This is a genomic window from Cryptosporangium phraense (genome assembly GCF_006912135.1).
GTDB lineage: Bacteria > Actinomycetota > Actinomycetes > Mycobacteriales > Cryptosporangiaceae > Cryptosporangium > Cryptosporangium phraense.
In genome coordinates, this window is sequence record NZ_VIRS01000003.1 from 223,418 (window position 1) to 237,905 (window position 14,488).

Here is a 14,488-nt window from a genome sequence, read left to right on the forward strand (position 1 = left end):
CAGCGAAACCATCTGGTGTGGCCCCGGCCACATCGGGCATACCATCGGCACCTCATAGACGCTCAGCCTCGCTGGGGAGGGCGCATTGTCTGCTTTATCCTTCCTGGACCGGGAGCGCACGGTCGCGCCCGCCGGGTTCAACCGCTGGCTCATCCCACCGGCCGCGCTGGCCGTCCACCTCTGCATCGGGCAGGCCTACGCGACCAGCGTCTACAAGAACTCGCTGGTCGCGCACTTCGACGTCAGCCAGACCGCGATCGGGATCATCTTCAGCATCGCGATCGTCATGCTCGGCCTCTCGGCCGCGGTCGCCGGGACCTGGGTGGAGACGAACGGCCCGCGTAAGGCCATGTTCGTCTCGGCCTCGTTCTGGGCCGCGGGCTTCCTGGTCGGCGCGCTCGGTATCGGCACGTCGCAACTGTGGCTGGTGTATCTCGGGTACGGCGTTCTCGGGGGCATCGGGCTCGGCATCGGGTACATCTCGCCGGTCTCGACGCTGATCAAGTGGTTCCCCGACCGGCCCGGCCTGGCCACCGGCCTCGCGATCATGGGCTTCGGCGGTGGCGCGCTGATCGCCAGCCCGGCGTCGCGTCAGCTGATGGGGCTCTACGACTCGGGCTACGACTCGTCGAACGCGAAGTCGATCGCCGACGGGCACGCGCTGGTGCTGCTGTTCGTGACGCTGGGCATCGTCTACTTCCTGATCATGATGTTCGGCGTGTTCAACATCCGGGTGCCGCGGGACGGCTGGCGCCCGGACGGCTTCGACCCGTCGTCGGTGGCGGCCAAGCCGCTGGTCACGACCAGCAGCGTGTCGGCCGCGAACGCGATCAAGACGCCGTCGTTCTGGCTGCTCTGGGTGGTGCTGTTCTGCAACGTCACCGCGGGCATCGGGATCCTCGAGCAGGCCAGCCCGATGATCCAGGACTTCTTCCGGGACGGTGACACGTCGTCGGTCGCGGTCTCGGCGGCGGCCGGGTTCGTCGGCGTGCTGTCGCTGTTCAACATGGCCGGCCGGTTCGTCTGGTCGTCGACGTCCGACCTGGTCGGGCGGAAGCGGATCTACATGCTGTACCTCGGTGTGGGGATCGTGCTCTACGTGCTGCTGGCCACGGCCGGGAGCTCGGCGACCTGGCTGTTCGTGATCTTCGCCGGGTTCATCATCTCGTTCTACGGCGGCGGCTTCGCCACCGCTCCGGCCTACCTGCGTGACCTGTTCGGCACGTTCCAGGTCGGGGCCATCCACGGCCGGTTGCTGACCGCGTGGTCCGCGGCCGGCGTCGCCGGGCCGCTGATCATCAACGGCTTCCTGGACGCTCAGGGAGAGCCCGGTTCGCTGACCGCGTCGGCGTACCGGCCGGCGCTGTTCACGATGGTGGGGGTACTGGCGGTGGGCTTCGTCGCCAACCTGCTGATCCGTCCGGTGGCGGAGAAGTACCACGAGCCGGCGGCTCCGACCGAGCCGACCGCGGACGCGGCAGCGGAGCCGGACGCGGAGCCCGCGCCGGTTGCGGAAACGACCGCGTCGAAGGAGGCCACGGCGTGAACGACAATGCCCAGACCGTCCGGCTGGTGATCTCCTGGCTGCTGGTCACCGTGCTGCTCGGCTACGGCGTCATCCAGACGCTGATCACCGCGGCCAAACTCTTCGAGTAGTCGGCCTGCAGAACGCCTCTCCTCCCGCGTCTTACCGAGCACACAGGAGGAGAGGCGTTCTTGATGCAACACGAGTTCGGCTCGTACGTGGCCGCCGACGGCGCTGCGCTGCTGCGCTTCGCGTACGTCCTGACCGGCGACCACCACCAGCCCAGCGCCTACGTACGGAAGGCGCAGTCGCCGCGGCCACCGTGCTGCGATCGGACGACGACCGGACGCTACGGGTCACCGAGAGCACGGGGGAGACACCGCCGGCCGCGCCGATCAGCGTCGGGTGGTTCCCGGCCGGTCTCGGGCGGTCGACGCGCCCGGCTCCGGCCCGGACGCGCGATCGGTCGGGTGAAGGCGACCCTGGAGGCCGCGCCACCGCAGACGCCGGGCCCGCGCGACGACGCGTGCCGTGGCTGCCTAGCGGACGCCCTTGACCGCCCAGGCCCGGGCGGTCAGGTGGATCGGGCCCCGCGGTAACCGGGCCCGGACCGCGTCGCGCAGCGCGGCCCGGTCCGGCTCGTCCAGCGACGCCACGTACGCCGGCGCCGGCCCCTGACCACCCAGGAACGGCCCCCAGAAGTCGTCGAAGTCCGCGAAGTCGGTCGCGACCTCGATCGCCCGGGTCCGCACGTCGCTGAAGCCGGTGGCGACCCAGAGGTCGGAGAGCGCGTCCGGGTGACAGATCGCGAACCGCGGACCCTCGTCGGCGGCGGCCGCGGCCGGGTCGAGCGCCGCCGCCGCATCCCAGAAGACCCGCATCATCTGCATGCCCTCGGCGTAGTCCCACACGTACGCGGCGACGGTGCCGCCCGGCGTGACGACCCGCCTCCACTCGGCCGCGGCGACCGCCGGTACCGGGACGAAGTTCAGCGTCAGGCCGCTGACCACCACGTCCACCGAGTGCGAAGGAAGCGGCAGGGCACGGGCGTCGCCCTGACGGAACGTGGCCCGGCCCAGACGGGCCCGCGCGGTCGCGAGAAACCCCAGCGAGGGGTCGACCCCGACGACCGAGGCCGGCGCGGCGGCCTCGAGAACGGCCGCGGTCAGCGCGCCGGTGCCACAGCCGACGTCCAGCCAGCGACGGCCGGGCGGCAGAGCCAGCCACGCCACGAAGGACTCCGCGACGCGACGGCTCCACCGTCCGACGTAGGCGTCGTAGGCGTTCCCGCTGGTCCAGACGTCGGCCACGACGTCAGGCTAGGCGCCTCGGCGGGCCGCCCGGTATCGGCGGATCAGTGCGTTCGTCGACGAGTCGTGGGTGAGCTCGTCGTCCGACGAGAGCTCGGGCACGATCCGCTGCGCGAGCGCCTTGCCGAGCTCCACACCCCACTGGTCGAACGAGTTGATCTGCCAGATCGCCCCCTGGACGAACACCTTGTGCTCGTACAGCGCGACCAGCGCACCGAGCGTCCGCGGGGTGAGCTTCTCGACGACGAGCGTGGTCGAGGGGTGGTTGCCAGGGAAGGTCCGGTGCGGCACCAGCTCCGGCGCGACCCCCTCGGCCGCCACCTGCTCCGCGGTCTTGCCGAAGGCCAGCGCCTCGGCCTGGGCGAGCACGTTGGCGATCAGCAGGTCGTGCTGGTTGCCGAGCTCGTGCGCGGGGTGCAGGAACGCCAGGAAGTCGGCCGGGATCAGCGTCGTGCCCTGGTGGATCAGCTGGTAGTACGCGTGCTGACCGTTGGTGCCCGGGGTGCCCCAGACGATCGGGCCGGTCTGGTAGTCGACCGGCGTGCCGTCACGGCGGACCCGCTTGCCGTTCGACTCCATGTCGAGCTGCTGCAGGTAGTCGGTGAAGCGGGAGAGGTAGTGCGCGTAGGGGAGCACCGCGTGGCTCTGCGCGTTGAAGAACTCCCGGTACCAGAGCCCGAGCAGGCCCATGATCGCCGGCAGGTTGGACTCCAGCGGCGCGGTGCGGAAGTGCTCGTCGACCTCATGCATGCCGTCGAGAAGCTCACGGAACCGGGAGGGGCCGATCGCCACCATCAGCGACAGGCCGATCGCCGAGTCGAACGAGTAGCGGCCGCCGACCCAGTCCCAGAACCCGAACGTGTTCGCCGGGTCGATGCCGAACTTCTCGACCTCGCCCAGGTTCGTGGAGACCGCGACGAAGTGCTTGGCGACGTCGGCGCCGTCGAGGTTGGAGGTCAGCCAGTCGCGCGCGGCGCGCGCGTTGGTCATCGTCTCCAGGGTCGTGAAGGTCTTCGACGCGACGATGAACAGCGTCTCGGCCGGGTCCAGGCCCTCGACGTTGGACGCGAGGTCGTCGCCGTCGACGTTGGAGACGAACCGGCAGGTGATCTGCGGGTCGGCGTAGGGCTTGAGGGCCTCGTAGGCCATCCGCGGGCCGAGGTCGGACCCGCCGATGCCGATGTTCACGACCGTGCGGATCCGCTTCCCGGTGGACCCGACCCACTCGCCGCTGCGGACACGGTCGGAGAACGCGGCCATCCGGTCGAGCACCTCGTGCACCTGGGCGACGACGTTCTCCCCGTCGACGACGATCTCCGCGTCCCGCGGGGCGCGCAGGGCGACGTGCAGCACGGCCCGGTTCTCGGTCGTGTTGATCTTCTCGCCGCGGAACATCGCGTCCCGGTGGCCCTCGACGTCGGCCGCCCGGGCCAGCGCGAACAGCGCCGAGAGCGCGGGGTCGTCGACGCGGTGCTTCGAATAGTCGGCCACCAGGCCGGCGGCCTCGACGGTCATCGCGTCCGCCCGGTCGGCGTCGCTGGCGAACAGGTCGCGCAGGTGCGTGTCGCGCAGCCGATCGGCGTGCTCGCGGACGGCCGCCCACTCGGGCGTCGCGTCGATATCGACCGTCTTCGGGGACATGGTCGTGCCCTCCCAGTGATCTGCTCGTTTCAGGCCAACGTTAGTCGTGCCCGCTCGGCGAAGACTTACCTGCGCTATTGCCAACGTAGGTCTTCACAAAGGGTTCACCGGGGCTCAGAGCCTGCTGGGCCAGGGCCGCGTGGATCAGCTCCGGAGCGTCCGGGCGGCCGTGCAGCCAGCCCTGGTTCTCGTCGCAGCCGTGGTGGGCCAGGACTCTGGCCTGATACTCGTGCTCGACGCCTTCGGCCACGGTGGTGAGTCCGAGGGCGTGCGCCAGGCCGGTGATCGCGGCGATCAGCGGGGCGCCGGTGTCCTGCGGCTGGATCGTCATCACGAACGAGCGGTCGATCTTGAGGATGTCGGCCGGCAGGTGGTGCAGCCGGGACAGCGACGAGTACCCGGTGCCGAAGTCGTCGATCGCGATCCGGACGCCGTCGGCCCGCAGCCGGCGCAGCACGTCCAGCGCGACCTGCGAGTCGGCCTCCATCGTGCTCTCGGTGACCTCCAGGACCAGCCGGTTCGCCGGCAGCCCGGTGCGGATCAGCACGTCGACGACCTGCTGGTAGTAGTCCGGCTGGTGCAGCTCCCGGCCGGAGACGTTGACCGTGACCTTGGCCGCGACCGCCCGGGGCCAGGCCGCCGCCTCCCGGCACGCGGTCTCCAGCACCCAGTGGTCGAGCTTGGTGATGAACCCGGTGCTCTCGGCGATCGGGATGAACTCGGCCGGGGAGACCGGCCCCTTGCCCGGGCGGGTCCAGCGCAGCAGCGCCTCGGCCCCGGCGACCAGCCCGGTCGTCGCATTGACGATCGGCTGGTAGACGACCGTGAACTCGTTGTTGGCCAGCGCCGAACTGAGCAGCACCCAGCCCTCGCCTCCGGCGTCCCGGCTGAACGTCCGGCCACCGCCGCTGCTCTTGGCCTCGTAGAGCGCGAGCTCGGCCCGTCCGGCCAGGATCGAGGGCGTGTCGCCGGACTGCCAGGACGCCAGGCCGGCCGAGAAGTCGGGCTGGATCGTCCGGAACGCGTCCAGGGCCTTGGTGAGCTGGCCCGACGTGTGGCCGGACGCGATCACCGCGAACTCGTCGGCGCCGTGCCGGGCCATCGCCGCGTCCGGGCCGGCGTGGTCGAGCCAGTCCCGGGCGAACGACTGCAGCCACCGGTCGCCCTCCGCGCGTCCGCGTTGCTCGTTGACCGCGGCGAACCCGTCGAGGTCGATCATCGCGACGGTCAGCGGCCCGCCGCTGCGTTCGACGTCCACCAGGGCCTCGTGCAGGGTCCGGTCGAACCCGCGGCGGTTCGGCAGTCCGGTCAGCCCGTCGACGTCGGCTTCCGCCGCCGCCCGGACCAGCCATCCGGTGACGCCGGCGATCAGCAGGTTGAGGCCGATCAGCGTCGTGACGGCTCCCCAGGGGTACGCGTCGAACGCCAATTTGGACGTCAGTATCGAGGCGATGACCAGGCCTTCGATGACGCAGCCCGCGGTCCAGTCGAAGAAGAAGAACACGTACATCGAGACGACGAGGTACAGGCAGCCGGCCAGCGTCGCCTCGAACTCGCCCCGGTGCATCCAGACGCCCAGGCCGACGAAGAACACCGTCCCGAGGTTGAGCCCGTAGAACACGCGCTGGCCGAACCGGCGGCCGAACAGGCCGACCAGCACGCCGGCCGCCATCGAGCCGCCGCCCAGCGCCATTGACGCGGGCTCGGTCTCGTACGGCACGGCGAGCAGCGGCATGAGCAGCCCGACGAGGCCACCGACCAGGTAGCAGGCGGCGGCGGTCGACGCCATGGCCGGGCCGGTGGCGATGACCGACGGGCGCAGGCGACGCCGGGGGCGGCGGGCGGTCCGTAGCTCAGCGCTCATCCAACCTCCGGGACCTGCGTTCTAGACGCGGACCTTCCCAGCGTTCCCGGCCCCAGGAGCGGGACGGGTGCAGATCGGTTGCGCGACGGTTGCTGCTTTTGTGAGTAAGTATCCGGTTTCGCGGTTTGACGGCTTCCCGGGGTTCTGAGCCCGCCCAGAACCCCGGGAAGTCGGCAATCAGCGCGCGGATGTGGCGTGGCGCGGCGCGGCCAGCAGTGTCTTTCGTGGCGCGGGCGGCGCGGGTGTGGCGCGGCGCGGTGGCGAGCGGTGAGCGGGCGGAGGCGGCGCGGGGAGGTAGGCGTTGCAGTGGCGGAGGCGGCGTACGAACTCGGGGGCTGGGGATCGGGTGCCGGACCCGCTGCGCCGGCGGGCGCTACCGCACGGCGTGACCTCGGCGGTGCGCGAGTATCCGGGGCCCGGGGGGCTCGGCCGGTGGCCGGCTCAGACGCGGTGCGTACCGCTTCGGTGGGCGGGACGTAGGTGACGTCGGCGATCGTGGTTCCGCTGGTGGCCGAGGCTGCCTTCGCGGAGGGCATCCCGTTGGAGCGCGAGCCATACGCCGCCGGGGGCGGGCCGCAGCCGCCGGGGGCGGGCCGCAGCCGCCGGGGCCGCAGCCGCCGGGGGCGGGCCGCCGGGGGCGAGCCGTCGGGGGCGAGCCGCCGGGGCGCGGCCGGTCGCCGGTGGCCGGTCGCCGGGGGTTCGGCCGGTGGACGGTCGGAGCGGGTACGCACCCGGGTGCGGTGGCACCCACCGAGGGTGGGGCGGTGTTCGCGGCGAGTTCTCCGGCCGCCGCCGGTGGGGGCGGGGGATCCGCGGCCTTGCGGGGACCCGGACTTAGGCGGCCGCGGTCGCGGGCTCGAGCGAGCCGAGGTGCTCGGCGATCTCGTCGAGCGGGTCGCGACGGGTCCGAAGTCCGGGCGCGGAACCGGTCGGCCGCTCCGGGCCCCAGAGCGATCCCTCGCCGGGCGCGACCGCCCCGGCCGCACCCGCCCCGACGCGGGCCACGTTCGCTTCAGCCGCGCTGGTCACCACCGCACGCGCGCCGCCCGCGCCCGCGCCGGCCGCCACCGTGCCGGCCGCGCCCGTGCCGCCCGCGCCGCCCGCGCCCACGTTGGCCGCCACCGTGTCGGGCGCAGCTGAAGCCGCCGATTCCGAAGCCATGGCAGCGGGCGCCATCGCAGCGGGCGCTGCCACAGCAACCGCGGCCGGAGCGGCCGCAGCCGCCGGAGCGGCCGCCGCTTCCGCCGCGGCTCGGCGGCGGTTCCGGATCAGGCGGGTTGCGATCACGAACACGCCGGGAAGCGCCGCCACCAGCGCGAACAACCCATAAACCACCGCGATCGTCAGACCCTCCTGACTACCGAGCCCCATCGCCCCGAACGCCCAGGCACAGAACCCCTCCCGAGGCCCCCACCCCCCGACACTCAACGGCAACGCCATCACGACCAGCGCCAGCACCATCAACGGCAGCAGCGACCCGATCGGCGCCGACGACCCGGCCGCCCGCGCGGCCAGCACGAACGTCCCCAGGTGCGCGGCCACGATCACAGCCGACGAGAACCCGACCCAGAGCCAGTTCCGCCGCCCCAGCAGCCCCCGCCGGACGTCCCGTCCCACCGCGGACGCCTTCCGGCGCAGCCCGGGCCGGGACACGACCACCAGAGCCAGCACGACGACGACCCCACCGGCCACCGGGACGAACCCGGACGGCACGTGCCGCCAGACGAACAGCAACAGTGCCGGGTTCAGCAGCAGCACGGCCCCACCGATCGCGAACATCGCGACCTGGCCCGCGAACCGCTCCAGCACGACCGCCCGCACACCGCGTCCGACGTCGCCGTTCTCGCGGCCGTTGCTCACGGCCCGGTGGACGTCGCCGAGCATGCCGCCGGGCAGCGTCGCGTTGAGGAACAGCGACTGGTAGTAGTCGGCGACCGCGGTGCGCAGCGGCAGCTTGATGCCGAGCCCGCGGGCGGCCAGGCACCAGCGCCAGGCGCTGGCCACGGTGGCGAGCAGGCCGATGCCGAACGCGGCGAGCAGCGTCCACCCGTTGATGACCCGCAGGCCGTCGAGGAACGCGCTGGACCCCAGACGCCAGAGCAGCACCGCGAGGATGCCGACTCCGCCGAGCGTCTTGGCCCAGCCGAAAACCCGCTGCTTCATCGTTGCGCCCCGGAAGTGGAATCGTTCGCCCGGCGTGGCAGGGCGAGGAGGTCGGTGTGGTGGAGGATGACCCGGAGTTCGCCCGTGGCGAGGGCGTCCAGTCGCCGGGTCAGGTAGTCGGTCGCGTCGAGCGACGGGCGCTGGGCCGCGGCCGCCGCGACCCAGCCGCGGAGCCACTCGTCGATCAGCGCCGCGTGCGAGGAGTCGAGCCGCCACGGTGTGGAGGCGACGTGCACGGTGGCTCCGCGGGACGCGAAGGCCTGGGCCGCGTACTCGCCGGCGTCCGGCCCGAGCAGTTCCCGGCCCGGGACGTGGGACCGCAGGTGCGCGGCGAATCCGTCCGCGAACTCGGCGTCCGACTCGTCGGACGGAGTGAACTCGACGGCGCCGGTCACCGAGAGCGTGAGCAACGCCGGGCAGCCGGCCGACGAGCAGGCCGCCGCCAGGCGGTCGACCTCGTCGCGGCTGAGCAGGTCGAGCAGAGCCGAGGCGGTGACCAGCGACGTCGAGAGCAGGTCGCCGGAGGTGAGCTCGGTCAGGTCGGCGTGCCGGGTCATGACCGTCACCGCGGACCCGTCGGACGCGGTCGTGGCCGCCTGGGAGGCCGCGAACGCGAGCAGGTCGGCGTCGTGGTCCTGGAGGATCCAGCGCTGCGGGCCGGGCAGCTGCGGCGCCAGCCACCGCTGCATCGAGCCGGTCCCGGTCCCGAGGTCCCGGATCAACAGGTCGCCGCTCAGCCGGGGCCGCAGCAGTGAGAGCAGCGACTGCGAGCGGGCCGCCGCGTCGGCAGGCTCACGGAGCCCGAGCCACGACGAGGCGTAGCGCGGTGCGTCGGTGAGGGTCAACGGGTCTCCGGTGCTCATGAGTGCTGGCCTACCCCGATGAACGGCCGCGACGCGGAAGCGGTTCGAATCGAAACCGCGCGCCGCCGGTACAGGAACCGGATGTCCCGGCCGAACGACCAGCTGACGACCCCCAGCGACAACCCCACCAGCACCCCCGCGGCCGCCACCGGCAGCAGCCCGGACGCGGCCACCACCAGCACGAACCCCAGCGCCGCGGCGATCGCGCTGCGCGACTGCCGCCGGGGCAGGTCGCCCCGCAGCCACGGCAGCGCCCACCCGGCCACCACGTACGCGTACCGGAGCGCGCCGATCGCGATCACCCAGCCGCCCAGCGACTGCGCCAGGTAGACCGTCAGCACCAGGGCCAGGATCGAGTCGACCTCACCGTCGAAACGCGCGCCCAGCGCCGTCGTGGTGCCGGTCCGGCGGGCCACCTGGCCGTCGATCCCGTCCATGAGCCAGGCCACGAACGCGACGCCCACCAGCGCGCCGACGTGCACCGAGGTCGTGAACGAGTCGGCCACCAGCGCGGTGACCCCGCCGACCAGCGTGCAGCGGGCCAGCGTCACCGCGTTGGCCGGACCGAACGACTCCGCGCCCGACCGGTGCAGCGCGCCGGTGAGGAACACCCAGGTGGCGATCGAGAACGCGACGCCGGCCAGCCACCCGGTGGGGGCGAGCCCGACGGTGCCGGCCAGAACGCCGAGAACGCCGAACTGCGCGACCACTCCGAGGACGGGCCCGAGAACCGGACCCGTCGTGCTGACTCGAACGTCGACCGTCACTGATCCACCCGTTTCGCCCAGGCGCGACGTTGTGTCGCGCGCCGGGAAACACGGGGCTGCGCTCAGGAAGGTTCAGGGTTTCGCGTCAAACAAGCGACAGAACTTGAGAAAGCCCGCGCGGACCCGTCGCCGCCGGCCGGGGCAGCAGGAACACGTGCATGCCGGCGGCGATCGCCCCGGAGTCGGTGAGCGGGTTGTCACCGACCATCAGACAGCGCGCCGGATCCACGTCGAGCTGCTCCGACGCGGCCAGGAACACCGGCACCGCCGGCTTGCACATCCCGTGCTGGAACGACATGACGACGCCGTCCACGTAGGCCATCACGCCGAGCGCGTCCAGGGCCGGACGCAGGTCGAAGCCGGTATCGCTGACGATCCCGATCTTCGTCCCGCGTTCGGCCAGCGCGCGCAGCGTCGGGACCGTGTCCTCGAACGCCTCCCAGGAGGCGGCGTCGATCGTCAGCGCGTAGAGCCGTTCGCTCAGGCCGGGCGCGAGCGTCTCGCACCCGGCCGCGGTGTAGAGCGCGGTCCACACGTCGTGGTGTTTCTCGGTGGACAGGTCCCGGCCCTTGGCCATCTCCTCGGCCGTGCTGCTGCGGTCGAGGACCCGCTTCCACACGTCGGCCACTTCGCCCGGGTCCAGCGGGGCCGCGCCCAGGTCGTCGGCTGCGCGGTGCAGCAGCGTCTCGCCGCTGCCGGACAGCCGGATCAGCGTGTCACCCGCGTCGAACAGGACTGCCTCGAACTGGCTCACGTCCGCGTCTCCTCCACTACGGCCCGGATCTCAGTGAATAGCACGCGAGCGGTGTCGTCCCAGTTCGGAAAGGATTCCGATCGGGTCTTCGCCGCCGCGGCCATCTCCCGGCGACGCGGCTCGTTCTCGGCCAGCGTCCGCAGTGCGGAGGTGAGCCCCCGGACGTCGCCGGGCGGCACCGCGAACCCCTCGACGCCGTCCCGGGCCAGGTGGGGCAGGTTCCCCGCGTCCCAGCCGACGACCGGCAGCCCCTCGGCCATCGCCTCGCTGTACACGGTCCCGTACGGTTCGCGAAGGCTGGCCAGCGCGAACACGTCGGCCGACCGGTAGTACCCGACGACCTCGGCCGGGCTGACGAGCCCGTGCGTCTTCACCCGGCCGTCGAGGTCCGGCCGGGTCAGCCGGGCGCTGACCTTGGCCGCGTACTCCGGATCGACGTTCGGATCGCCCACCAGGTGCAGGGTCACCGCCTCCGGCGGCAGCTTCGCGACCGCCTCCAGCAGGTCGAGCAACCCCTTCCGCTCGACCCAGTTGCCGACCGAGAGCACCGCGATCCGCCGTCCCTGCCGCAGGTCGCCCTGCGGCGCGACCGGCGCGTCGGCCGGGTCGCGGCCGGGTGCCACGACCGTCAGCCGGTCCGCGGGCATTCCCGACGCGCGGAGGGTGTCCGCCAGGTCCTCGCTGGCGATCAACAATTTGGACGCGTAGCGGTACGCGCGCCGATCAAGGACTTTTTGGACGTATTGCCGGACGCCCGCGTGGTCGATGCCGCCCGGAGGCTGGTGGAGCATGCCGACGATCGGGGGGAGCCCCTTCGCCGGGAGCCACGGGCCGACGAACGCCGCCGCGATGCTGTCGAGCAGGATCGCGTCGGCGTCGCGCAGCCGGCCGAGCAGACCGCGGCCGGCGGCGACCGACGCCGGGAACGACCGCTCCGGGACCGAGACGAAGTCGAGGCGGGCGTCGTTCGCGGCCGCCCGGTCGGCGACGCGCCGGTGGTAGAGGTACCCACCGGTCATCGTCGCCGGGTCGCCGAGGGTCAGCAGCGATACCTGTAGCGGGCTCAGGCGAGCACGCCCGAGTAGCCGCCGAACTCGCTCGCGTTCTCGTAGACGCGGACCGCGAGGTCGGCGCCGGGGGTCTTGATCGCGGCGCCGATCTTCCCGTGCACCCAGAACGCGAACGACTCGACGGTGACCGCCTCGGTGCCCAGCTCCGGGGCGACGATCTCGTCCAGATCCGCGTCCTGGAGCCGCCCGGTGAGTTCTTCGAGCGCTCCGACCAGGACGTCCAGGTCGACGACCATGCCCTTGTCGTCGAGTTCCTCGCGGGACACCACCAGCGTCAGCCGGTAGTCGTGGGAGTGCCGTTCGCCTTCCGGCGGAGGCATGTCGGGCATGGTGTGGAATGCGCGGACCTCGCGCTCGGTGCCGGTTTGGTACATGCGTTCATTCATACCGGAGGGCGGCGTGCAGCACTCCGGCGTCGCCGCGATCGAGGGTGGCATATGCCTCAGCCGCGTCCGGAAAAGCGAACTCGGTGGTGGCCAGGGCCTTCAGCGGGAGCACGTCGAGAAGGTCGCGGGCGGCCTCCCGGCGGCGGGCGTTGGTCCAGCGGCCCTGGGCCGCGTAGGGGATCGTCGAGACCTGGCTGCTGCGGATCGTCAGACGGCGCCGGTGGAAGTGCTCACCGAGGGGGAGCGCAACCGGCTTCGTGCCGTACCAGGACCCGACGAGCGCGGTGCCCTCGTGCGCGAGGAGCGAGAGGCCACCGGCCAGCGCGGCCGGGGCGCCGGACGTCTCGACCAGCAGCGAGACGCCGGTCCCGACCCGCGCCGGAAGCTCGTCGGGGTGCGCGGTGCGCAGGCCGAGCGACTCGGCGAGCGCCCGGCGGGCCTCGCGCGGCTCGGCCGCGACGACCTGCGCGCCGGCCCGGGCGAGCAGCAGCGACGTGAGCAGCCCGATGGCGCCCAGGCCCAGCACGACGACCGGTTCCTCGAGGACCGGGCCGGCGTCCAGGCTGAGCTGGAGCGCGGTCTCGACCAGCGGGAACATCGTCCCGAGGCGCGGATCGAGGTGATCGGGGAGGACGACGACGTCGTCGGCCGCGGCGCTGAACCGGTCCTGGTGCGGGTGGAACGCGAAGACGGTCTTCCCGGCCAGCGGGCCCTGTTCGACGACGCCGACGCAGCTGTAGCCGTACTGGAACGGGTAGCTGAACCCGCCGTCGGCCAGCGCGGACAGCGTCTCGTCGCGCTCGGTGTCGGGGTTCAGCTCCCCGCGGTAGGCGAGCAGTTCGGTGCCCGCGCTGATGCCGGAGAAGCGCGTCCGGACGAGGAGGTCCGCGGGCTCCGGATCCGGAACCGGACGGACCTCCACCTCGCGCGGGGCGGTGAACCAGACGGCGTGTGTGCTCATGGCTCGAACGTAACTTTCGTCAGGCGGAGTTCACCGCTGTCGGCGTGGAAGTAGGTCAGGTACTGGGTGAGGCCGTCGTGTTCGGCGTACTCGGGGTGGGCGAACGCGGCGTAGTTCGGTCGGCGGCCGCTCGTCGTCAGGATCGGGAACGCGGCCGACCACGGGCCGGTGGGGGAGCCGCCGATCTGGGCCCGGATCGTGTCGTCGACGCCCGGCAGGTAGACGTTGAGCCAGCCCTCGAGGGCCGGGTCGTAGAACACGGTGTTGCCGGCCGAGCCGGCCCGGATCGTGCCGACGGCCCGGTCCGGGTTGGACGACCAGCCGGTGCCGGTCCAGAAGCGCCAGCGCAGCCGGTCGGTGATCCGGTCGAGCGGGGCCCGGGCCAGCCGGCAGACGGAGTCGCAGTCGCCGTACACGTAGACGTCGTCCCCGACGACGACCGCGGCGGCGGCGTAGGCGGCCGACGGCGGGAAGAACATCGTCGGGTCGGGGCCCTCGATGCTCCGGACGTCCTGGCCGCGTTCGGCGGGCAACCGGCGGATCTCGCGCGTCCGCAGGTCGACGGCGAGGATGCCGGTGCCGAGCGCGCGCCCGAACGGGCCCGAGCACGGCGTTCCCTCCGCGCCGCTCCGGCAGAGCTTCGTGTAGAAGACGAGCAGCCGGGCCCGGTGCGGGTCGGCGATCACCGGTCCGGGCCAGAACGCGAACGAGGCCCCGCAGTAGACGTCGCCGGCGGGCGTGCAGCCGGTCGCGTGCCGCTGCTGGAACGCCGCTTCGGCCGGGGTGTGGCCGAACAGCGCGGCCGGGTCGCGTCCGCTCGTGCCGAAGACGTCGGAGCTGGTCAGCGTGATCCCGTCGGCGGCCCGCAGGTCGCGGGTGGACGCGGCCGAGTTCGACAGGAAGCCCTCCGGGTCGCGCAGCACGGTGTCGGCGAAGACCCAGGCCGACCGGTCGCCGTAGCGGGTGCTCTGGCCGTCGTCCCGGGCGACGACCCGCCCGTTCTGGGTGAGCGGGCCGAGGTCGGCCGCGTGCACGGACGGGATCGGCGGCACCGCGTCGCGGACGGTCTCGGCCCCCTCCGGCGTCCGGCGCACGACGCCGAAGCCCACGACGACGACGATCACGAGCGCGACCAGCACGGCGATGATGCGCCGCTCCGGTACCGCCACGCCCTCAACGTACCG

The 14,488-nt window shown here is 72.5% G+C and carries 13 protein-coding genes; 2 read left to right on the forward strand and 11 right to left on the reverse strand.

Annotation, left to right across the window (positions count from 1 at the left end):
* The first annotated feature begins 85 nt into the window (after positions 1–85).
* Positions 86–1,546 carry an OFA family MFS transporter gene (locus FL583_RS05705; protein WP_170323498.1) on the forward strand — a complete coding sequence of 487 codons (1,461 nt, stop codon included), beginning with the start codon at positions 86–88 and terminating at the stop codon, positions 1,544–1,546.
* Positions 1,543–1,656 carry an MFS transporter small subunit gene (locus FL583_RS42810; protein WP_420843117.1) on the forward strand — a complete coding sequence of 38 codons (114 nt, stop codon included), beginning with the start codon at positions 1,543–1,545 and terminating at the stop codon, positions 1,654–1,656. Before FL583_RS05705 ends, FL583_RS42810 begins: the two co-directional genes overlap by 4 nt.
* A 408-nt stretch (positions 1,657–2,064) precedes the next feature.
* On the opposite strand, the gene FL583_RS05710 is transcribed toward FL583_RS42810, so the two are convergent.
* The 11 genes from FL583_RS05710 to FL583_RS05760 form a co-directional block, all read right to left on the reverse strand.
* The gene (locus FL583_RS05710) at positions 2,065–2,835 is read right to left on the reverse strand and encodes a class I SAM-dependent methyltransferase (protein ID WP_142703395.1); all 771 of its coding nucleotides are present in this window, start codon (positions 2,833–2,835) and stop codon (positions 2,065–2,067) included.
* Between the two features lie 9 nt (positions 2,836–2,844).
* Entirely contained in the window at positions 2,845–4,476 is a 1,632-nt protein-coding gene (pgi, locus tag FL583_RS05715; RefSeq protein WP_142703396.1) for a glucose-6-phosphate isomerase, read from the reverse strand.
* A gap of 40 nt (positions 4,477–4,516) precedes the next feature.
* Complete coding sequence (locus FL583_RS05720) at positions 4,517–6,340, reverse strand: putative bifunctional diguanylate cyclase/phosphodiesterase (RefSeq protein WP_142703397.1); 1,824 nt, start codon at positions 6,338–6,340, stop codon at positions 4,517–4,519.
* Positions 6,341–7,174: 834 nt separating this feature from the next.
* Positions 7,175–8,503, reverse strand: coding sequence for a lysylphosphatidylglycerol synthase transmembrane domain-containing protein (locus tag FL583_RS05725; RefSeq protein WP_205751870.1), 1,329 nt, complete (start codon positions 8,501–8,503; stop codon positions 7,175–7,177).
* Positions 8,500–9,366 (reverse strand): SAM-dependent methyltransferase, encoded by an 867-nt coding sequence (locus FL583_RS05730; protein ID WP_142703398.1) that lies wholly within the window; start codon positions 9,364–9,366, stop codon positions 8,500–8,502. The genes FL583_RS05725 and FL583_RS05730 overlap by 4 nt, the downstream gene beginning before the upstream one ends.
* On the reverse strand, positions 9,363–10,133 hold the full coding sequence (locus FL583_RS05735; RefSeq protein WP_170323499.1) for a CDP-alcohol phosphatidyltransferase family protein: 771 nt from the start codon (positions 10,131–10,133) through the stop codon (positions 9,363–9,365). Before FL583_RS05735 ends, FL583_RS05730 begins: the two co-directional genes overlap by 4 nt.
* Before the next feature lie 85 nt (positions 10,134–10,218).
* A complete protein-coding gene (locus tag FL583_RS05740; protein WP_142703399.1) occupies positions 10,219–10,887 on the reverse strand; it encodes an HAD family hydrolase in 669 nt (222 codons plus the stop codon).
* Positions 10,884–12,062 carry a glycosyltransferase gene (locus FL583_RS05745; protein WP_338081116.1) on the reverse strand — a complete coding sequence of 393 codons (1,179 nt, stop codon included), beginning with the start codon at positions 12,060–12,062 and terminating at the stop codon, positions 10,884–10,886. Before FL583_RS05745 ends, FL583_RS05740 begins: the two co-directional genes overlap by 4 nt.
* Entirely contained in the window at positions 11,951–12,394 is a 444-nt protein-coding gene (locus FL583_RS05750; protein ID WP_142703401.1) for a 6-pyruvoyl trahydropterin synthase family protein, read from the reverse strand. Before FL583_RS05750 ends, FL583_RS05745 begins: the two co-directional genes overlap by 112 nt.
* Positions 12,336–13,304, reverse strand: a complete 969-nt coding sequence (locus FL583_RS05755; RefSeq protein ID WP_142703402.1) for a zinc-dependent alcohol dehydrogenase — start codon at positions 13,302–13,304, stop codon at positions 12,336–12,338. Before FL583_RS05755 ends, FL583_RS05750 begins: the two co-directional genes overlap by 59 nt.
* Entirely contained in the window at positions 13,301–14,473 is a 1,173-nt protein-coding gene (locus tag FL583_RS05760; RefSeq protein WP_142703403.1) for a DUF4185 domain-containing protein, read from the reverse strand. Before FL583_RS05760 ends, FL583_RS05755 begins: the two co-directional genes overlap by 4 nt.
* Between the last annotated feature and the right edge of the window lie 15 nt (positions 14,474–14,488).